Source organism: Dactylosporangium cerinum (assembly GCF_042653625.1).
GTDB classification, from domain to species: Bacteria; Actinomycetota; Actinomycetes; order Mycobacteriales; family Micromonosporaceae; genus Dactylosporangium; species Dactylosporangium cerinum.
Genome location: NZ_JBHSIU010000054.1, coordinates 15,119 through 35,229, shown reverse-complemented (window position 1 = coordinate 35,229; position 20,111 = coordinate 15,119). Strand labels below are relative to the sequence as shown.

Below are 20,111 nucleotides of genomic sequence, written 5' to 3'. Positions count from 1 at the left end.
ACACCTGCCAAGGAGCATTGGTGACTGAGCGCATCTCGTCCGTGGACCTCCTCGACGTCAGGTTCCCCACCTCCCGGCACCGGGACGGTTCCGACGCGATGAACCCGTTCCCGGACTACTCCGCTGCCTACATCGTGCTGCGCACCACCTCCGGCGCGGAAGGCCACGGCCTCGTGTTCACCGTCGGCCGGGGGACCGAGATCGCCGTCGCGGCGCTGCGGTCCCTCGCCGGGATGGTGGTCGGGCAGCCCGTCGACGAGTTGCTGGCCGACCCGGGCGCCCTCGCCCGGCGGCTCACCGGTGACAGCCAGATCCGCTGGCTCGGGCCGGCGAAGGGGGTGGTGCACATGGCCGCCGGCGGCCTGGTCAACGCCGTCTGGGACCTCGCCGCCCGCCGGGCCGGGCAGCCGCTGTGGAAGCTGCTGGCCGACCTCACCCCGGAGCAGCTGGTGGCCCAGATCGACTTCCGCTACCTGCGCGACGCGCTCACCGAGGACGAGGCGCTCGCGCTGCTGCGGGGCGCCGCCGGCGGCCGGGCGACCCGGGAGCGGATCCTGCTGGAGCGCGGCTATCCGGCGTACACCACGACGCCGGGCTGGCTCGGCTACGACGACGAGAAGCTCGCCCGGCTGTGCCGGGAAGCCGTCGACGCCGGTTATGAGCTGATCAAGCTGAAGGTCGGCGGTGACCTGGCCGACGACGTGCGCCGGCTGGGCATCGCCCGGCAGGCCGTCGGGCCGGAGATCCGCATCGCGGTGGACGCCAACCAGATCTGGGGTGTTCCCGACGCCATCGGATGGATGCGCGAGCTCAGCGCCTTCAACCCGTACTGGATCGAGGAACCCACGTCGCCGGACGACGTGCTCGGCCACGCCGCCGTCCGCCGGGCGGTCGCGCCGGTCAAGGTGGCCACCGGCGAACACTGCCAGAACGCCGTGATGTTCAAGCAACTGCTGCAGGCCGCCGCCATCGACGTGGTGCAGATCGACGCGTGCCGGGTCGCCGGCGTCAACGAGAACCTGGCGATCCTGCTGCTCGCGGCGAAGTTCGGGGTGCCGGTCTGCCCGCACGCCGGTGGCGTCGGACTGTGCGAGCTGGTGCAGCACCTGGCGATGTTCGACTTCGTCGCGGTCAGCGGCAGCACCGAGGACCGGGCCATCGAGTACGTCGACCACCTGCACGAGCACTTCGCCGACCCGGTGCGGGTCAGCGGCGGGCGGTACCTGGCGCCCACCACGCCGGGCATGAGCGCGCAGATCGTCCCCGCGTCGCTGGAGGCCTTCCGCTTCCCGGACGGCCCGGAATGGGCGGCCGCGGACGACCAGCCGCTCACGACGGTCGCCTGACACCGCCCGCCCACCCCGGCGGCGGCAGCCGGTTTACAGCCCCGCGTTGGCCTCGGCGGTGGCGAGTGCCACCTCGTCGGCGAGCCGGAACCCGATCGTGGCCAGCACGCCGCCCGGCACCGCCCACAGCAGGAACATCAGCAGGGCATGGAGCACCGCCGACTGCATGTCGTCGCCGGTCCGGCCGTTCCACAGCTGCACCCCGGCGTGCGCGCCGGCGTCCAGGCCCGCACCGACCAGCAGGTAGCCGGCGATGATCAGCAGGCGGCCGAAGCGGTCCCGGGCGCCACGGCGGCGGGCGCCGCGCCAGAAGTAGCGGCCGATCGTGAAGATGATGATGCCCCAGAAGATGAGTGCCGCACCGTCGGCGACGGCCACCGGCGGGCCGTCGCCGCGGAACGGGTCGAACTCGTCCATGACCCGCAGGATGTCGGCGAAACCGTAGAGCGTCAGGCCGATGCCGCCCACGATGAGGACGACCCCGGCGAGGTTGAACAGCACGTTGGGTGGATGCCTGACCGGCGCGGCTGCCATCGGGAAGCTCCTCTGTCTCAGGTGTCGCACCCCAGGATGTGGCCGGCCGCGGGACGGGGCATCAGTGGTATTACTGACGACGCCCCCCGAAACGGAGTGCCGCTCGGGCAGCGCCGCCGCCGTGTCAGCCGGTGCGGTCGCGGGGAACCAGGGGTGAGGAGGGTTCCCGCCGCAGCCGGAGGACGACACCCTGCCAGCGGGTTCGAACGCCAAGCATCCGCTGACCCGAACTCCGAGTGTCGCGTTCTGTCCCGGCTGTGACAGCGGGGCGGGGCGTGATGTTCAATCTGCCACGTGAAGGTGTGGCAACTCGACCCCGCGCAGCCGCGCGGGGGCCGCGTCGCTGAATGGTAGGCTTAAATCGATTTGATGGATGAAGTCACCAAGCGCCGGCCGGCATAGGAGAACAGTGGACAAGCGGCTGCCGATGAGGCGTGGCACGAATCTGCCGCGGATGGGCGACTTCAACGAGTCGGTGGTCCTCGACGCGATCCGGCGGGTGCCGGACGGGCTGAGCCGGGTCGAGGTGGTGGCGGCCACCGGCCTGTCGGCGCAGACGGTGTCGAACATCTGCCGCCGGCTGATCGACACCGGGCTGGCCCGTGAGGCGGGCACCCGCAGCTCGGGCAGCGGCCAGCCGCGGCGGCTGCTGCGGATCAACGCCGGCGCGCGCTACGCCATCGGTGTCCACCTCGATCCCGCCGTGGTGACCTTCGTGCTGCTCGACCTGCTGGGCAACACGGTGGCGCGGGCCCAGCGGCCCACGCCCGAGGCGGCCGACCCCGACCACACCCTGGTGGAGATGAGCGAGTCGATCAATGCGCTCGTGCTCGACGCCGGGGTGGCGCGGGAGAAGATCCTGGGGCTCGGCATCGCCGCGCCCGGCCCGGTGGACGTGGCGTCGGGGCTGGTGATCGCGCCGCCCGAGCTGGCCGGGTGGGGACGGGTGCGGCTGCGCGACCATCTGGCCGGGACCACCGGGCTGCCGGTGCTGCTCGACAAGGACGTCATCGCGGCCGCGGTCGCCGAGCGCTGGGCCGGCGCCGCCCGCAACACCGGCAACTTTCTGTTCTTCTACCTCGGCACCGGCTCCGGGATGGGCCTGGTCGTCGACGACGTGGTGCTGCGCGGCTTCTCCGGCAACGCGGGCGAGGTCGGCGGGCTCTACGCCGCCTGCACCACCAACGCGCTGGTCACCGAGGCGATCGAGCACGGCGTGCTGGGCCCGGAATACAAGCCGGCCGGGCCGCGCGACGCGGAGCAGAGCCTGCGGCAGCTGTGCCGGCACGCGGCGTCGGGCAATGTGACGGCCGGCGAGATCATCGACCGCTGGGCGGTGCGGGTCGGGCGCGGGGTGAGCGCCGCCGCGACGCTGGTCGACGCGGAGATGATCGTGTTCGGCGGACCGATCTGGCCGCTGCTCGCCGAGCGGTTCACCGCGATCGTGCCGGGCATCGTGGAGAGCTCGCCGTTCGTGGAGCGCATCCACCCGACCGTGGTGACGCAGACCGCGCTCGGCATCGACGTGGGCGCGATCGGGGCCGCCTGCCTGGTCCTCGACCAGACGCTGTCGGTGCAACCACAGTCCCTCCTGCTCGGCTGACTACCTCGGCTGACTACCTCGGCTGACTACCTCGGCTGACTGCCCTCGGCTGACTGCCCTCGGCTGACAACGACGAGGTTCACGGCCGGTGCGCGGCCCCGTCAACGCCGCGCAGCAGCGCCCACCGGTCGTGCCGCAGCGGTGGGGGAGCCGGATACCGGCGGGCGGCCGCCTCGTCGAAGTCCACCCCGAGCCCCGGTGACGCGGACGGGTACAGGCTGCCCCGCTGCGGCACCGGGGCCCCGGGGAACACCTCCAGGGTGGCGTCGTGGAACCGCGCGGCCTCCTGCACGCCGAAGGCCGGGCTGGCGACGTCGAGCGCGACGTTGGCCGCCTGCGCCACCGGGCTGACGTCACCCGGCCCGTGCGGCGCGGTGCGCACGCCGAACAACTCGCAGGCGGCGACCAGCTTGCGGGTCGGGGTCAGGCCGCCGAGCGTCGGTATCCGCACCCGCGCGAAGTCGATGGCCCGCTGCTCCAGCAGGGGCAGGAACCGGCTCACGTCGTCGTACAGCTCCCCGACCGCGAGCGGCACCGGCCCGGCGGCGCGCAGCTGCCCGAAGTAGGCGCTGTCCTCCGGCGCGAGCGCGTCCTCGAGGAAGAACAGCCCGGCGTCGGTGACGGCGGCGACCAGCTGCCGGGCCTGCGCCGGGGTGAGCCGCTCGTGCGCGTCGTGCAGCAGCTCGACCGCGTCGCCGACCCGGCGCCGCACGTCGACGAGCACCGGCGGGACATGGTGCAGGTACGCCGCGGAGTCCCACGCACCGGAGCCGGTGGACGCGACGCCGTAGGTGTCCACGCCTGGCACCGCGACCTGGACGCGCACGTGCCGGTATCCCGCCTCGACGGCCGCGTGCACCTTGTCGGCGAGATCGCCGGGATCCGCGCCGTCCACGTGCGTATACGCCGACGCGCCGTGCCGGGCCCGGCCGCCGAGCAGCGAGTGCAGCGGCAGGCCGGCAACCTTGGCCTTGATGTCCCACAGCGCGACGTCGATGGCGCCGAGGGCGTTGTTGGCGATCGAGCCGCCCCGCCAGTAGCCGCTGTTCAGCAGCAGCCGGTGGAGGTCCTCGATGTCGCCGGCGTCCCGGCCGCGCAGCAGCGGGCCCAGATACCCGTCCAGCACCGCGCGGACCGCGAGGGTGCGCTGCGGGTCGCTGGCGCAGCCCAGGCCGTAGAGCCCCGGCTGGTCCGTCTCGACGCGCACGATGAGGTACGGGCAGCCCTGCGGGGCGCACAGAAACGTGCGGACCCGGGTGATCCGCGCAGCTCCGGCCGGGGCGGCCCACGGTGCCTCCGCCAGCACGGCGTGCCGCTGTGACGCGTGGTCGGCAGTTTGTTGCATCGATGTGCCTACTTCCTGACCGCTGTGACGTGGTTGACACAGTACATCAATTCGATTTACCTTCTCGACATTGAGCGGCGCCTGTCGATGGCGCCCTGGACGCGAAGGCTCGGCACCCGTGATGACATTGCAACGATGCGCGTGGCGGCCTGCACTGGCCGTCCTGGTGACGCTGGCACTCGGCGCCACCACCGCTGCCTGTGGCGGCGATTCGGACAGCGCAAGCTCGTCCGGCAAGACCCTCACCATGTGGACCTTCAAGCAGTCGCACGTGAAGGCCCTGCAGAAGGTCGCGGAAGGATTCCAGAAGGAGACCGGCATCTCGGTCAAGGTCGAGGCCTACGGCCCGGACGACGCCTACGTGACCAAGGTGCAGGCGGCAGCCCAGACCAAGGACCTGCCGGACCTGTTCGAGGTGCACACCACCGGCGACGACTTCGCCTTCGGCGGCGCCGGCCTGCTGACCGACCTGGCCAAGGACGTCGACGACGCCTGGCTGAACAGCTACCTGCCGCAGGTGCGCAAGGACGGCAGCGTCACCGACGAGTACTACCAGAAGTCCCTCGCGAAGGACGCCAAGACCAAGGGCATCAAGCTCGGCCAGCGCTACAGCGTGCCGCTCACCGTCGGCACGTTCGGCATCGTCTACGCCAACAAGCAGCGCCTGGCCGACGCCGGGGTCACCAGCGCGCCCACCACCTGGGAGCAGTTCATCGAGGTGCTGGGGAAGGTCAAGGCCAAACACCCCGACAACGGCGGCGTCACGATCGGCTTCAAGTCGCCGACCACCGGCCTGGAGTGGTTCCTGCAACCGATGGCCTACGGCCTGCTCGGCCCCGAGAAGTTCCGGGCCCTGTGGGGCAAGGACAAGGCGAGCAACTTCGCCTCGCCCACCGGCGTGCAGGTGCTGGAGACCTACGGGCAGGTCACCCCGTACTGGACGCCGGGCACCCAGAGCCTCGACATCGACTCGGCCGACATGTCGTTCGTCCAGGGCAAGTCCACGTTCGACATCGGCGGCACGTTCACCCTCGCGTTCCTGGCCCAGAACGGCTTCGACGCCGCCAACGTGCTGACGTTCCCCGTGCCCGCCCCCGCCAACGGCGCGGTGAAGGACCTGAGCCTCGCGCCGTTCACCCTCACCGGCGTGTCGGTGTCGGCGACGACGAAGAACCGGGCCGGCGCCGTGCAGTGGCTCAAGTACCTGGCCAAGGCGGACGTGTCGGCCACGTTCGCGAAGGAGGCCCTCGACGTCCCGCCGACCGACCTCGGCGCCGACCCCAGCGCCGCCGTCGGTCCCGCCCTCGGCGCAATGATCAAGGCGTTCGGCTCCGGTCCCAACGCTTACAACCCGGGGGACACCTCCTACCGGCCCAACGCCTATGACGGCACCCCCGTCGCCGCGACCCTGATGGACCTCACCCCGCTGAAGAAGAAGAGCGCCGCGGAGATCGGCGCCGAGATGACCAAGCAGATCGACGCCTACTGGACCAAGCAGTAATGGCGGTCGACACGATCGTGAAGGGCCCGTCGCCGACCCGGCGGGCCCCGGTCCGGGGCAGGACGCGCTACCGCCGTTCGGAGGTGGCCTGGGGTGCGGCGTTCGTGGCCCCCGCCGTCGTCCTGTTCGCGGTGATGGGCGCCTACACCGTCGGCTACGGCTTCTCGCTGAGCTTCGCGACCTGGAACGGCTTCACCCCGAACTGGCGGTGGGTCGGCCTGCAGAACTACGCCGACCTGCTGTGGAACGATCCCACGTACGCCCCGCGGGTGCACACCGCGGCCCGCAACACGTTCTGGGTGATGCTCGCGGTGCCCGTGCTGACGGTCGCGGTCAGCTTCCCGCTCGCGATCCTGCTGAACTCCGTGCGCAGACTCAAGACCTTCCTGCGCTCGGTCTACTTCCTGCCGCAGGTGACCAGCGGGATCGCCGTCTACTTCGCGTGGATGTACGTGCTGCAGCCGGACGGCGCGATCAACCTGCTGCTGGGCTCGGTCGGGCTCGGCAGCCTGCAACAGCCGCAGGGCTTCCTCGGCAACCCGTCGACTGCGCTGCCGACCCTCATCGTCATCACCGTGTGGTCGTCGGTGCCGGTGTCGATGATGCTGTACCTGGCCGGGCTGCAGGCCGTCGACCCGACGCTGGTCGAGGCGGCCCGGGTGGACGGCGCCGGCCCGTGGCACATCACCCGGCACGTCATCTGGCCGCTGCTGCGCCCGATCACCGCCATCATCGTCCTGCTCGCCCTGCGGGACTCGCTGCAGGGCTTCCAGACGTTCCTCATCATGACCAACGGCGGCCCCGGCAACCACACCAACGTCCTGGGCCTGGAGACCTACAAGCTCGCGTTCCTGTCCCAACTCGACCCGACGCTCGGCCTGTCCAGCGCGCTGGGCTGGATGCTGTTCGTGGCCGCCCTGATCCTCGCCGCGGTCAACCTGCGGGCCATGCGGAGGGTCACATGAAGTCCCTGCCGGGCCTGCTGGCCCGCGTCGCGATCGGGCTGCTGTTGCTGCTGTACGCGGCGATCAGCCTGTACCCCTTCCTGTGGATGGTGTCCGCCGCCTTCAAGGACCGGTTCGAGGTCGCCGCCGGCGGGGGCCTCATCCCGCACCGGCCGACCCTGGACACCCTGGTCGAGACCTGGAACGAGCTGCACTTCTTCGACTACTTCCTGAACAGCCTCAAGGTCACCGTCCTGACCGTCCTGCTGGTGCTGGCGATCTACTCGGCGGCCGGCTACGCGTTCTCGGTGCTGAACTTCCCGGGACGCAAGGCGCTGTACCGGCTGTTCATGGCGCTGCTGTTCGTGCCCGGCGTCACCGTGCTGCTGCCCGTCGTGCTGCTGGAGAACAAGCTCGGCCTGCTGGGCACCCACTGGGGACTGATCCTGCCGTTCGTGAACGGGTCCGCGCCGCTGTCGATCCTGATGATGACCAACGCCTTCGACGCCATCCCCGGCGAGCTGCGCGAGGCGGCCCGCGTCGACGGCGCCGGCGAACTGCGCATCTTCGCCACCATCTACCTGCCGCTGTCCCGGCCGGTCCTGGTCACCATCGCGGTCCTCACCGCGATCCCGACCTGGAACGAGTACCTGCTCACGCGGGTCTCGCTCAACGACCCCGACGCGTTCACCCTGCCGATCGCGCTGCAGAACCTGCAGTCCGGGGCGGTGCAGCACTACAACGTGCTGATGGCCGGCGCGCTGATCGTGGTGATCCCGGTGATCATCCTGTTCGTCGCGGCCCAGCGGTACTTCGTCAACGGCCTGATGGGTGCGGTCAAGGCATGAGCCACCAGATGGGTGCGGTGCTGGTCACCGGCGCCGCCGGCGGCATCGGCCAGCTCGTCGTGGCCGAACTGGTCCACGCCGGTCTGACCGTCCTCGCCGCCGACCGGGTCGACCGGCCGGCTCCGGGGACCGCCGGGCACCTCGTCGGCGACCTGCGCGATCCCGGGTTCGTCGCGGAGTGCTTCACCGGCCCGGCGGCCACCGCCGCCGGCGGCGTGCAGGCGGTGGTGCACCTGGCGGCGATCCCCGCCCCGGGCATCGTGCCGGAACACGAGACGCTGCAGGGCAACACCACGTCGGCGTACCTCGTGTTCACCGAGGCCGGCCGCCGCGGCGTGCGGCGCGTCGTCACCTCGTCCAGCTTCTCCGCGGTGGGCCTGGCCTGGGCGGACCGCGACCTGTCGCCGCACTACGTGCCGGTCGACGAGCGGCACCCGTCGCTGACCGTCGACTCCTACGGACTGTCGAAGACCTTCACCGAGGAGATCGCGGCCTTCACCACCCGCCGGTTCGGCGTGTCCACGGTGTGCCTGCGGTTCCCGTTCGCGGGCACGGGAGAACGGCTGCGCGAGCGGCTCGACGCGGTGCGCCGCGACCCGGCCGGCAACCGCCGCGACCTGTGGGCCTGGGTCGACTCGCGGGACGTCGCCCGGGCCGCGCACGCCGCCCTGACCGCCGACCTCGCCGGGCACCACGTGCTCAACATCGCCGCGGCCGACACCACGACCGCCGTGCCGACCCGCGAGCTGCTGCACCGCTATCACCCCGGAGCCGCGGTGCGGGCCGAACTCACCGACCACCAGAGCCTCATCGACATCCGCCTGGCCGAAACCGTGCTCGGATTCGCTCCCGTGTACGGCTGGCGTCCCGATCCCGGAGGCACCCCATGACACCCCGTTGGTCGCTCATCTGGCTGGCCGTCGTCGCGGCCGCCGCCCTCCTGGTGCCCGCCGGCGCCGCGCACGCCGCACCCGGCCCGGTCATGTACCCCCGCGGCGTCGGCGCGGACCTCGGCCCGGCGCCGGTCACGCTCGGCCTGGCGGCCCGTGCCGGCGACGACCCGTCGGGCCTGCGCACCGGGACGCTGGACGGCCGTGGGTACTGGCAGACGCAGGTCGCCGCCGGCACCAGCTACCTCGGCGTGACCCCGGACGCCGGCTACGCCGCGAGTGTCGCCCAGGCGCCGGTCGTCGTCGTGGTCACCTACTACGACGCCGGCAGCGGCCGGGTGACGCTGCGCACCCCGTCCGGCGACACGAAGACCGTTGCCGACCTCGCCGGCACCAACGCCTGGCGGCTGGCGGCGGTCGGCCTGGACGGCGCCGCGCTCGCCGGCGAGCTCCGCCTGGCCGCGAACGACAACGCGGCCGGCAACGCAGCGGCATCGGATCTCACGGTCGCCCAGGTCCGGATCACCAGGACCGGACCGCAGGCCGTCCTCGGGCCCACGGCGACCGACACCGGCCTCGGCCCGAGAGCCGGGGACAACGAGGCCGGGCTGGTCACCGGCGCCACCGCCGGGCGGGGCTACTGGAAGACCAACGCCGCCGCGCCGCCGCCGGGGACCAACTACCTGTACATGAACGTCTCGGACAGCTACGCGTACAACACCACCGACATCGTCATGGTCAGCGTCGACTACCTCGACTCGGGCAACGGCACGCTGTTCCTGCACTACGACTCGCCCGGCGAGGACATCGCCGACAAGTTCAAGCCGTCGGCGGCCGTCACCTACGGCGACAGCCAGACCTGGAAGACGCAGGACTTCGTCCTCGACGACGCGATCCTGACCAATCGCACCAACGGCGCGGACTTCCGGCTCACCCACGACGGCTCCCCGGTCGAGCTCACCGTCGCCGCCGTGCGGGTGACCGTCGTCCCGCGCCAGCTCGACGCCAAGGCCGGCCTGCGGGACCTCGTCGCCACGGCGAACCTGGCGCTGTCCGCAGCCCGTGAGGGAACCCGCGACGGGCAGTACCCGCCCGGATCGAAGGCGACCCTGACCGCGGCCGTCACCCAGGCACAGGCAGTCCTCGACGCCACGGGGGCGACCGAGGCACAGGTGGCGGCGGCGCTGGCCGGGCTGTACGACACGTACCAGGCGTTCCGCGCCTCGGCCGTGGACACCGACCTGGCCCGCCGGGCCACCCTCACCGCCAGCAGCACTGCCGGCGGTTCGAGCCCGGCGGCGGCGAACGACGGCGACGCAACGACCGCCTGGACGAGCGGCAACGGCGGCGCGGGGGAGTGGCTGCGGGCCGACCTCGGCGCGGCGCGGCCCGTCAACGAGGTGCTGGTCCAGTGGGGCAACGCCTACTCGCCCGACTACACCGTCGAGGTCTCCACCGACGGCACCACCTACACCACCGTCGGACGCAACGGCGCGAGCGGTGGCAACGGCTCGTCGCGGACCCGGTTCGCCGCCGTGACCGCACGGTACGTGCGGGTCAACCTCAACGGGTACGCCGCCGGTCTCACCGGCTTCGACGTGGCCGGACTCCAGATCCGCGACCAGCGGGTCGTCACCCCGGCGCCGAAGCTCATCACGACCAGGTACCCGAGCGCCGACGCGGTCGTCGCGGACTTCGACGCCACCGCCTACGGTGCCGACCCGACCGGTCGCCGGGACGCCACGGCGGCACTGCAGGCGGCCCTGTGGGACTGCTACGACGCCGGTGGCGGGACCGTCTGGCTGCCCGAAGGCACGTATCGGGTGACCAGCACCGTCGAGGTGCCGGCCTTCTGCACGGTGCGCGGTGACCGGCGCGACCCGGATCAGGGCCGCGGCGGCTACGGCACCCTCGTCAGCGCGGACCTGCCCGCCGGCGACACCGGTCCCGTGCTGTTCCGCATCGGCGGCAGCGCCGGCGTCGTGGGCCTCACCACCTACTACCCGCGGCAGAGCGCGACCGCGCCGGTGCCCTACAACTTCACGTTCGAGATCCCGGGCAGCGCCTGGGCCGGCGACGAGAACTACATGATGAGCACCGTCTCCGACGTGACCATGCTCAACTCCTACCGCGGCATCGGCATCAGCACCATGCGCGACGAACGGGGCCGCCCGCCGGGCAACGGCCAGACGCACGAGTCGGCGACGGTGCGCAACATCAGGGGCACCGCGCTGCTGGAGGGCGTCGAGGCGTACAACGGCGCCGACGTCGGCACGTGGGAGAACATCAGGTTCAGCAACGCCTACTGGGCCGAGGCCCCCGCGGCGTACCACCCGCCGCGGCGCGGCACCCTCGACGCGTGGACCCGCGCGCACGGCACCGGCTTCGTCCTCGGCGACCTGGAATGGGACCAGTTCACCGACCTGTCCGCGGCGGACTACCGGATCGGCATCCACGTCGTGCGGGGACTGCGGGCCGAGTTCACCGGTGTCTTCCAGCGGGTGCAGCTGCTGCGCACCGACACCGCGCTGCAGGTCGACCAGTTCGACGCCCGGTGGGGGCTGGCTATGGCGGCGAGCCGGCTGGAGGGCACCCGGGCCGCCGTGGTCAACAGCGGCGGCGGCTACGTCAAGCTCACCGGCACCGAGGTCGCCGGCACGGTCCAGGGCACGGTGTACCAGCTCGCCGGGGACCCGCCTGCCGACGACGCGGCACCCGTCGCCGTCAAGCCCCGCCGCGAGGTCCTCTACGAGGTGAGCGGCACGCTGCGGGGTAACGGCTACCTTCCCGCGCAGGACGCGACGGCGGGCATCCAGCGGGTGCTGGACCGCGCCGGGCGGGACGGCGGTGGCGTGGTCTACCTCCCCGCCGGCTGGTACCGGCTCGGCGGCCGGCTCATCGTCCCCGCCGGGGTCGAGCTGCGCGGCGCCTCGGCGGTGCCGAACCGCGACGAGGACGGCCGCAGCGGCGGCACCGTGCTGATGTCCTACGCCGGGCGCAACACCGCCAACCCGGACACCGAGCAGGCCGCGATCACGCTGCGCGGCGAGCGGGCCGGCGTCAACGGCCTGCGGGTGTTCTACCCGGAGAACAACCCGGCCGCGCCGGGCGGCCTGGTCCCGTTCCCGTACACGATCCGCGGGCAGGGCACCGCCACCTACGCCGTCAACATCGGCCTGCCGAACGCGTGGAACGCCATCGACATGGCCACGCACCGCAACGACCGCTTCCTGGTCAGGAAGATCAAAGGTACCTTCGTGCGGCACGGCGTCACCGTCGGCAGGAGCGACGACGGGCGGATCGAGGGTGTGCTCAGCAACGGCAACACCTTCGTGCGGACCGGCTTCCACCTGCCCAACTGGGTCCTCGGCAAGGACCTCTTCCCGCAGGTGATCGACGGCTGGACGCGAAAGTACGCGGACCTGGTCACGGTCGACGGCGCGAACCGGCTGACCGTCGCCGACGCGTTCGGCTACGGCCTGCACAACGGGCTCATCGTGCGCTCCGGCAGCGTGCGGGTGTTCAACCTGGGCACCGACAACCTCGGGGCCGACGGCTACACCGTGCAGGTCGCCGGCGGGAACGTGACCGTCGTCAACCTGATGCGGTTCAACGGCACAACGAGTTCCGGACCCGTGAAGCTCTACAATGTCATGGTCATCAACATCGTGGAGCACGAGATCACGGCGGCGGCGTCTCCCGAGCTCGCCGGCACCGTCAGGCTGCGGGGCAACGAGACGCGGCCGGGCTGCTACGAGCCCGGCAGCCAGGTCACGGCATCGGCCAAGGCCGCACCCGGATTCCGGTTCGTGAGCTGGACGGTCGGCGGCGTCGAGGTCTCCACCGCGCGCGACTACCCGTTCACGGTCACCGGCGGCCAGGCGTTGACCGCCAACTTCGCGGCAAAGGACACGGCATGACCACAGCCATCGTCGTTCGCGGCGGCTGGGAGGGCCACCGGCCCGTCGAGGCCACCGACCGCTACGTGACGCACTTGCGGCAACGCGGCGTGGAGGTCGTCACGGCCGAGAGCCTCGACATCTACCTCGACGCCGGGCTGCTGGACCGCGCCGACCTCATCGTGCAGTGCTGGACCATGGGCACGATCACGCCGGAGCAGCTGACCGGCCTCACCACCGCGGTGCGGGCCGGCACCGGATTCGCCGGCTGGCACGGCGGCATCATCGACGCGTTCCGCGCCTCCCCCGACTACCAGCACCTGACCGGCGGCCAGTTCGTGCACCATCCGGCCGACTTCCTCACCTACGAGGTGCGGCCCGTCTCCGACCACCCGGTCGTCAAGGGGATCGGGCCGTTCACCGTGCACACCGAGCGCTACCACGTGCACGTCGACCCGTCGATCGAGGTCCACGCGACCACCGACGTCGACGGCGTCACGATGCCGGTCGTGTGGACCACCCGGTGGGGCGCCGGCAAGGTGTTCGTCACCACCGTCGGCCACCGCCTCGAGGACCTTGAGGTCGCCGAACACCACGAGATCATCATGCGGGGGCTGGCATGGGCGACACGTTGAAGGTCGGCGTCATCGGCGCCGGCAAGATCAGCACGGCCTATGCCACCACGTTCGCCCGCCTGCCCGGCGTCGCCATGACCCGCGTCGCCGATCTCGACACCGGTCGCGCCGCGGCCCTGGCCGGGCAGTTCGAGGGGGTGCGGCCCGGGACACCCGAGGAGCTGCTCGCCGCCGACGACGTCGACCTCGTCCTGAACCTGACCGTGCCGCAGGCCCACGCCGCCGTGGCGCTCGCCGCGATCGCGTCGGGCAAGCACGTCTACGGCGAGAAGCCCCTCGCCGCCGGCACCACCGAGGCCCGCGGGGTCCTCGACGCCGCCGCCCGCGCCGGTCTCGTCGTCGGCTGCGCGCCCGACACGGTGCTCGGCACCGGCGTGCAGACCGCCCGCGCGAGCGTCGAAGCCGGTGACATCGGCACCCCGGTCGCCGCGACCGCGTTCATGATCACCCCCGGGCATGAGCGCTGGCACCCGTCGCCCGAGTTCTACTACCAGCCCGGCGGTGGGCCGCTGCTCGACATGGGGCCCTACTACCTGACCGCGCTGGTGCACCTGCTCGGCCCGGTCCGCCGGGTCACCGGCGTGACGGCCACGCCCCGCGCGACCCGCGAGATCGGATCCGGACCGAACGCCGGCACGGTCTTCCCGGTCGAGGTGGCCACCCACGTAACCGGCGTCCTCGAACACGCCGGCGGTGCGGTGACCACGCTCATGATGAGCTTCGACGTCTGGGCCGGACAGCTTCCGAGAATCGAGGTGTACGGCGACTCGGGGTCCCTGTCGGTGCCGGATCCGAACAATTTCGACGGCCCGGTGCGGCTGTACACCGCGGCCACGCAGGAGTGGGCCGACGTCCCGGAGCGGGCCGGCTACCGCGACGCGGCCCGCGGCTACGGCGTCGCGGACCTGGCCCTGTCCCTGCGCGACGGCACGTCCCCGCGCGCCTCGGGTGAGCTGGCGTTCCACGTCCTGGACGTGATGGAGCGGCTGCTGGAGGCCGCGACCACCGGCGCCTCGCTCGAGGTCGCCAGCACCTGTGCGGTGCCGGCGCCGGTGCCGTTCAGTTCGCTACCTGCGCCGGGAGCGTGACCGTCACGGTCAGGCCACCGTCGTCGTGCGCGGTCGCCGTGACCGTGCCCTGATGCGCGCGCACGATCGAGCGCACGATCGCCAGGCCGAGGCCGGTCGAGCGGGCGCCGGCGGCGCGGCCGGCCGCGAGCCGCTGGAACGGTTCGAACAGCCGCTCCACCTCCGCGGCCGGGACGACGTCGCCGCTGTTGCGGACCGTCACGACCACCACGCCGTCGTGCTGCGCGGTGACCACGTCGACCCAGCCGCCGTGGTGGTTGTGCCGGACCGCGTTGCCCACCAGGTTGCCCAGGAGCCGGTCGAGCAGCGCCGGGTCGCCGGTGACCGGGGCCGGGCGCAGGTCGTTGGTGAGGTGGAGCTGCGCCGTCTCGGCCTCGGCGTCGACCTCGGTCAGGGCCGTCGCGGCGGCGACCGCGAGGTCGTACGGCTCGCCGGCGATGACGCCGCTGTCGCTGCGGGCCAGGGCGAGCAGCCCGTCGAGCATGCGTTCGGCGCGGCCGGTCGCGGTCAGGACCCGCCGCGCCGCCGCCTCCCACTGCTCGGGTCCGCTGTTTCGCTTCGCCAGCTGCACCTCGGTGCCGGTCCGCACGATCGTCAGGGGCGTGCGCAGCTCGTGGGCGGCGTCCGCGACGAACCGGCGCTGGCTGCGAAACGACGCTTCGAGGCGCTCCACCATGGCGTCGAACGTGTCGGCGAGCTCCTTGAGCTCGTCGCGCGGGCCGGTGAGCGCGATCCGCTCGTGCAGCCGGTCCTGCGAGATCCGGCGGGTGGCGGCCGTCAAGGTTCGCAGCGGCCGCAGCATGCGGCCGGCGACGAGCCACGAGACGCCCATCGCGACCAGCGCCGCGATCAGCAGGGCGATCGCGGACGTGCCGATGCTGTCGCGCAGCGCCTCGGCCCGCAGCTCGGCGCGCACCTCCTGGTCGAACCGGAACTTCGGCTCCTTGTCCGGGTCCCCGAACGATCCGTCCGGGGCCTTCGTCGGCGGCGGCACCCCGGACCGCTCGATCAACGCGCCGTCGACCTGCGCGTAGAGGCTCTGGTACAGCAGCACGTCGTTGACCGCCAGCAGCACGCCGCTCGTCGCGACCAGGACGATGGTGTACACCACGGCAAGCCGCAGCCGGATCGTCGCGCGGACCCTCACAGCCGGTACCCCGCGCCGACGACCGTCTCGATCAGCTGCGGCTCACCGAGTTTGCGGCGCAGGCGGGCCATCGTCACCCGGACCGTCGCGGTGAACGGGTCGGCGTGCTCGTCCCAGGCCCGCTCCAGCAGGTCCTCGGCGCTGACGACGGCACCGTCGGCACCCATCATGATCTCCAGCACGGCCAGCTCCTTCGTGGTCAGCGGGATGACGCGGCCGTCACGGGTGACGATCCGCCGCGCGGTGTCGAACTGCAGCCCGGCGCGGCGCAGGACCCGCGGCGCGTTGTTGGCCCGCCGCGCCAGGGCCCGGATCCGCAGGACCAGCTCGTCGAACACGAACGGCTTGGGCAGGTAGTCGTCGGCGCCGAGGGTCAGCCCGGCGACCCGGTCGGCGGCCTCACCGGCGGCGGTGAGCATCAGGATCCGCGCGTCGCTGCCACCCGCGGCGAGGACCGTGCACACCTGGTCGCCGTGCACGCCGGGCAGGTCACGGTCGAGCACGACCACGTCGTAGCGGTTGGCGCCGGCCTTGTGCAGCCCGTCCAGCCCGTCGGCGGCGACGTCGACGGCGATGCCGCGGTCCCGCAGCCCGTCGGCGACCTGCTCGGCCAGCACGGGCTCGTCCTCGATCAGCAGTATCCGCACGGCACCAGTCTCCGCGAGCAGGGATTACACCGACGTTACAGCCGCTGTGACGGTGCTGTTGCACCCCGGTTGGTGGACTCGGGGTCATGCGGATTCGACTCCTGACCGGCGGCCTGCTGCCGGTGCTGCTGCTGCCGGTGTTGCTGGCCGGCTGCACGAAGAGCGGTGACGACGGTGGTGTCGCGACGGTGGACGGCACCGCGGCGCCCCGTGCCACGACGACCCTGAGTTTCGAGCAGCAGGGCCTGCTGCACGCCCGGTGCATGCGCGAGCACGGCGTGCCCGAGGCGGATCCGCAGGTCGACGGCGACCGGGTCCGGGTCGGCGGCGGGTACGACAAGGAGTCCATCGACCCGGAGGTGCTGGGCAAGGCGATGGCGGCGTGCAAGCAGTACGAACCCGTGCTGTCGCCCGATGAGATGGACAAGAAGCTCGGCACCGCCCGCGACGAGTCGCGGTGCATGCGCGCGCAGGGCGTGGAGGACTTCCCCGACCCGGCCTCGAACGGCGCCGTCGACGTGCCGGAGGCGGTCCGCATGGACCCGCAGTACGAGGCGGCCGAGTCGGTCTGCATCCGCCACGGCGGCCGGGTGGCGTCCCCGACACCGTCGGGGCAACGGTGAGGGCGGTCTGGGTGGTCGCCGTGGTGGTCGTGGCCGGCGCCGCGGTCGCCGCCGCCGTCGGGTTCGGCGGTGACGACCCCGGTCCGCGCACCGCGACCGGGCTGCCGCCGGCGACGGCCCAGGTGACCCGGCAGACGATGCACGACGTGGACGAGGAGCCCGGCGACCTCGGCTACGGCCGCACCAGCACCCTGTCCGGCCGGGTCCCGGGCGTCATCACCGGCACGCCGCTGCCCGGCGACGTGATCGAGCGGGGCCGGCCGGTGTACCGCGTCGACGACCGGCCCGTCGTGTTGCTGTACGGCGCCGTCGCCGCGTACCGGCCGCTCACCCCCGGCGTCACCGGCACCGACGTGCGGCAGCTCGAGGAGAACCTGCGCGTCCTCGGCTACGGTGGGTTCCCCGTCGACACCGCGTACACCGCCGCCACCGCGACCGCGGTCCGGCGCTGGCAGAAGGATCTCGGCCTGCCGCAGACCGGCGAGGTCGACCTCGGCCGGGTGCTGTTCGCCGCCGGCGCGATCCGGGTGGACACCGTCACGGCGGGCGTCAACGAGTCCACCGGCGGGGGACAGGAGGTGCTGCGGTTCACCGGCACCGACCGGACCGTGACCGTGCACCTCGCGGTCTCCAAGCAGCGCCTGGCCCGGCCCGGCGTCCAGGTGCAGGTCCGGCTGCCCGACGGCCGCACCGTGCCCGGCCGGGTCGACCGGGTGTACACCGTGATCGAGCAGGCGGCCGACACCCCGCCGCAGACCCGGGTCGAGGCGCTCGTCTCCCTCGCCGACCCGGCCGCCGCGGCCGGGATCGAGGCGGCCGTCGTCGAGGTGACCTTCACCGCCGCCGAACGCGCCGACGTCCTCACCGTGCCGGTGGCGGCGCTGGTCGCTCTCGCCGAGGGCGGCTACGGGCTCGAGGTCGTCGACGGCACGGGCACCCGGTACATCAAGGTGGAGCCGGGCCTGTTCGCCGGCGGCCGGGTCGAGGTCACCGGGGACGGCCTCACCGAAGGCATGACGGTGGGGATGCCGCGATGATCGAACTGACCGACGTGACGAAGGTGTACCGCGGCGGCGTCCGCGCGCTCGACGGGGTCACGCTGCGCGTCGGGGCCGGTGAACTGGTCGCCGTCGCGGGCCCGTCCGGCTCCGGCAAGTCCACCATGCTGCACGTGCTCGGCACCCTCGACCTGCCGACGTCCGGCCGGGTCACCGTCGACGGGCACGACGTGTCCCGGCTGAGCGACCGGCAGCTGTCGGCGCTGCGGGCGCGCCGGATCGGGTTCGTGTTCCAGCAGTTCCACCTCGCCGCCGGCACCTCCGCGCTCGACAACGTCGCCGACGGTCTGCTCTACGCGGGGGTGCCGGCCCGGCAGCGCCGCGACCGGGCGGCGGAGGCCCTCGAACGCGTCGGCCTTGGCCACCGGCTCGGCCACCGGCCAACCGAACTGTCCGGCGGCGAGCAGCAGCGGGTCGCGATCGCCCGTGCCGTCGCCGGCGGGCCGGCGCTGCTCCTCGCCGACGAGCCGACCGGCAACCTCGACTCCGTCGCCGGTGCCGGCGTCATGACCGTGCTCCGCGAGCTGCACGCCGCCGGCACCACCGTCGTGGTCATCACCCACGACCGGGACCTGGCCGCGAGCCTGGACCGGCAGATCCTCATGCGCGACGGCCGCGTCGCCGGCGACACCCGCACGGCGGTGACGGCGTGACCGCCCAGCGGCTCCGGCCGTCCCGGCTGCCGTTGGGTGATGTCGTGCGGACCGGCGCGTCGGGGCTGCGGACCCGGCCCACCAGGGCGCTGCTGTCCGCGCTCGGCATCGCGCTCGGCATCGCCGCCATGGTCGCCGTGGTCGGCATCTCCGCCTCCTCCCAGGAGCAGCTGAACCGGCAGCTCGCCGCGCTCGGCACGAACCTGCTCACCGTGGCACCCGGGCAGGGCATCGCCGGTGACCACGCGGCGCTGCCCGCCGAGGCGGAGGCGATGATCGGCCGCATCGGCCCGGTCACCGCCGTGTCGGCGACCTCCGCCGTCGCGGGCGTCAAGGTGTACCGCTCCGACCAGATCCCGAGAGCGGAGAGCAACGGCTTGTCCGTCCTCGCGGCCCGCCTCACCCTGCCGACCACGGTCGGTGCCACCGTCCGCAGCGGGACGTGGCTCAACGGCGCGACCGCCCGCTACCCGGCCGCCGTCCTCGGCGCGGACACCGCCGACCGGCTCGGCATCGGCCGGCCCAGCCCGCAGACCCAGATCCAGGTCGGCGGGCGCCCGTTCACCGTCGTCGGCGTTCTCGACCCGGTGCCCCTCGCCCACGAACTGGACACGGCCGTGCTGCTCGGCTGGGACGCCGCCACCACGATGTTCGGCTCCGACGGGCGGCCCACGACCGTCTACACCCGCTCCCGCGACAGCCAGGTCGAGGCGGTCCGGGCCGTCCTCGCCGCCACCGCCAACCCGGCGGCGCCCGGCGCCGTCACCGTGTCGAAACCGTCGGACCTCCTCGCCGTGCGCCGGGCCGCCGACGACGCCCTCAACGGGCTGCTGCTCGGCCTGGGCGCGGTCGCGCTCCTCGTCGGTGGTGTCGGGGTCGCCAACACGATGGTGATCTCGGTCCTGGAACGCCGCGCCGAGATCGGCCTGCGCCGCTCGCTCGGCGCGACCCGCGGCCAGGTCCGCACGCAGTTCCTCACCGAGTCGCTGCTGCTGTCGGCGCTGGGCGGGGCCGGCGGCGTGCTGCTGGGCATCGCCGTCACGGCCGCGTACGCGACGTATCAGTCCTGGCCGTCGATGGTCCCGGCCTGGGCGACGGCGGGCGCCCTGGCCGCGACCGTGCTCATCGGCGGGGTCGCGGGCCTGTACCCGGCGATGAAGGCGGCCCGGATGTCCCCGGTGGAGGCCCTCACCTGAGGTCTCCAGAACGTGAATGTTCATCACGTATGTCGTGACAATTGCAACTGTGAGGCCCTCGGACCGGCTGACACGCTGGTGCCGGAATCGAGAGACGAACACGCGTCTCCGCTTTCCTGTCACGTACTTCGCGCGACCGACGGTCGCGGGTCGT

General features: G+C 72.6%; 17 protein-coding genes. 13 read left to right on the top strand and 4 right to left on the bottom strand.

Annotated elements, in window-relative coordinates; all coding sequences use genetic code 11:
• Positions 1 to 17 precede the first annotated feature (17 nt).
• Entirely contained in the window at positions 18 to 1,346 is a 1,329-nt protein-coding gene (locus tag ACFPIJ_RS38060) for an enolase C-terminal domain-like protein (protein ID WP_465252342.1), read from the top strand.
• A gap of 33 nt (positions 1,347 to 1,379) precedes the next feature.
• Here the strand turns inward: ACFPIJ_RS38060 and ACFPIJ_RS38055 are convergent, their stop codons facing one another.
• Positions 1,380 to 1,880 (bottom strand): hypothetical protein, encoded by a 501-nt coding sequence (locus ACFPIJ_RS38055; protein WP_380122749.1) that lies wholly within the window; start codon positions 1,878 to 1,880, stop codon positions 1,380 to 1,382.
• Positions 1,881 to 2,307: 427 nt separating this feature from the next.
• Between ACFPIJ_RS38055 and ACFPIJ_RS38050 the strand changes: the two genes are divergently transcribed.
• The gene (locus ACFPIJ_RS38050; protein ID WP_380122747.1) at positions 2,308 to 3,483 is read left to right on the top strand and encodes an ROK family transcriptional regulator; all 1,176 of its coding nucleotides are present in this window, start codon (positions 2,308 to 2,310) and stop codon (positions 3,481 to 3,483) included.
• A 79-nt stretch (positions 3,484 to 3,562) separates the two neighbouring features.
• Here ACFPIJ_RS38050 and ACFPIJ_RS38045 read toward each other — a convergent pair whose 3' ends face one another.
• Positions 3,563 to 4,828 carry an enolase C-terminal domain-like protein gene (locus ACFPIJ_RS38045; RefSeq protein WP_380122745.1) on the bottom strand — a complete coding sequence of 422 codons (1,266 nt, stop codon included), beginning with the start codon at positions 4,826 to 4,828 and terminating at the stop codon, positions 3,563 to 3,565.
• 121 nt (positions 4,829 to 4,949) lie between these two features.
• Between ACFPIJ_RS38045 and ACFPIJ_RS38040 the strand changes: the two genes are divergently transcribed.
• Genes ACFPIJ_RS38040 through ACFPIJ_RS38010 form a run of 7 tightly spaced genes read left to right on the top strand, consistent with a single transcriptional unit; the run spans position 4,950 to position 14,633 of the window.
• Positions 4,950 to 6,329 carry an ABC transporter substrate-binding protein gene (locus tag ACFPIJ_RS38040; protein WP_380122743.1) on the top strand — a complete coding sequence of 460 codons (1,380 nt, stop codon included), beginning with the start codon at positions 4,950 to 4,952 and terminating at the stop codon, positions 6,327 to 6,329.
• On the top strand, positions 6,329 to 7,294 hold the full coding sequence (locus ACFPIJ_RS38035) for a carbohydrate ABC transporter permease (RefSeq protein ID WP_380122741.1): 966 nt from the start codon (positions 6,329 to 6,331) through the stop codon (positions 7,292 to 7,294). The genes ACFPIJ_RS38040 and ACFPIJ_RS38035 overlap by 1 nt, the downstream gene beginning before the upstream one ends.
• A complete protein-coding gene (locus tag ACFPIJ_RS38030) occupies positions 7,291 to 8,121 on the top strand; it encodes a carbohydrate ABC transporter permease (RefSeq protein WP_380122739.1) in 831 nt (276 codons plus the stop codon). The genes ACFPIJ_RS38035 and ACFPIJ_RS38030 overlap by 4 nt, the downstream gene beginning before the upstream one ends.
• Positions 8,118 to 9,011 (top strand): NAD-dependent epimerase/dehydratase family protein, encoded by an 894-nt coding sequence (locus ACFPIJ_RS38025; RefSeq protein WP_380122737.1) that lies wholly within the window; start codon positions 8,118 to 8,120, stop codon positions 9,009 to 9,011. Before ACFPIJ_RS38030 ends, ACFPIJ_RS38025 begins: the two co-directional genes overlap by 4 nt.
• Positions 9,008 to 12,931 carry a discoidin domain-containing protein gene (locus ACFPIJ_RS38020; RefSeq protein ID WP_380122735.1) on the top strand — a complete coding sequence of 1,308 codons (3,924 nt, stop codon included), beginning with the start codon at positions 9,008 to 9,010 and terminating at the stop codon, positions 12,929 to 12,931. Before ACFPIJ_RS38025 ends, ACFPIJ_RS38020 begins: the two co-directional genes overlap by 4 nt.
• Positions 12,928 to 13,545 carry a ThuA domain-containing protein gene (locus tag ACFPIJ_RS38015; protein ID WP_380122733.1) on the top strand — a complete coding sequence of 206 codons (618 nt, stop codon included), beginning with the start codon at positions 12,928 to 12,930 and terminating at the stop codon, positions 13,543 to 13,545. Before ACFPIJ_RS38020 ends, ACFPIJ_RS38015 begins: the two co-directional genes overlap by 4 nt.
• On the top strand, positions 13,530 to 14,633 hold the full coding sequence (locus ACFPIJ_RS38010) for a Gfo/Idh/MocA family protein (RefSeq protein WP_380122732.1): 1,104 nt from the start codon (positions 13,530 to 13,532) through the stop codon (positions 14,631 to 14,633). The genes ACFPIJ_RS38015 and ACFPIJ_RS38010 overlap by 16 nt, the downstream gene beginning before the upstream one ends.
• On the opposite strand, the gene ACFPIJ_RS38005 is transcribed toward ACFPIJ_RS38010, so the two are convergent.
• Positions 14,605 to 15,780, bottom strand: coding sequence for a sensor histidine kinase (locus ACFPIJ_RS38005; protein WP_380122730.1), 1,176 nt, complete (start codon positions 15,778 to 15,780; stop codon positions 14,605 to 14,607). The genes ACFPIJ_RS38010 and ACFPIJ_RS38005 overlap by 29 nt on opposite strands.
• Positions 15,777 to 16,427, bottom strand: coding sequence for a response regulator transcription factor (locus ACFPIJ_RS38000; RefSeq protein WP_380122728.1), 651 nt, complete (start codon positions 16,425 to 16,427; stop codon positions 15,777 to 15,779). The genes ACFPIJ_RS38005 and ACFPIJ_RS38000 overlap by 4 nt, the downstream gene beginning before the upstream one ends.
• 86 nt (positions 16,428 to 16,513) lie before the next feature.
• Here ACFPIJ_RS38000 and ACFPIJ_RS37995 point away from each other — a divergent pair, with 86 nt between their 5' ends.
• Genes ACFPIJ_RS37995 through ACFPIJ_RS37980 form a run of 4 tightly spaced genes read left to right on the top strand, consistent with a single transcriptional unit; the run spans position 16,514 to position 19,957 of the window.
• Entirely contained in the window at positions 16,514 to 17,050 is a 537-nt protein-coding gene (locus tag ACFPIJ_RS37995) for a hypothetical protein (RefSeq protein WP_380122726.1), read from the top strand.
• A complete protein-coding gene (locus ACFPIJ_RS37990; RefSeq protein WP_380122724.1) occupies positions 17,047 to 18,087 on the top strand; it encodes a peptidoglycan-binding protein in 1,041 nt (346 codons plus the stop codon). The genes ACFPIJ_RS37995 and ACFPIJ_RS37990 overlap by 4 nt, the downstream gene beginning before the upstream one ends.
• Positions 18,084 to 18,761 carry an ABC transporter ATP-binding protein gene (locus ACFPIJ_RS37985; protein ID WP_380122723.1) on the top strand — a complete coding sequence of 226 codons (678 nt, stop codon included), beginning with the start codon at positions 18,084 to 18,086 and terminating at the stop codon, positions 18,759 to 18,761. Before ACFPIJ_RS37990 ends, ACFPIJ_RS37985 begins: the two co-directional genes overlap by 4 nt.
• Positions 18,758 to 19,957: an ABC transporter permease gene (locus ACFPIJ_RS37980; protein WP_380122721.1), complete on the top strand. Its 1,200-nt coding sequence runs from the start codon at positions 18,758 to 18,760 to the stop codon at positions 19,955 to 19,957. The genes ACFPIJ_RS37985 and ACFPIJ_RS37980 overlap by 4 nt, the downstream gene beginning before the upstream one ends.
• Positions 19,958 to 20,111 lie beyond the last annotated feature (154 nt).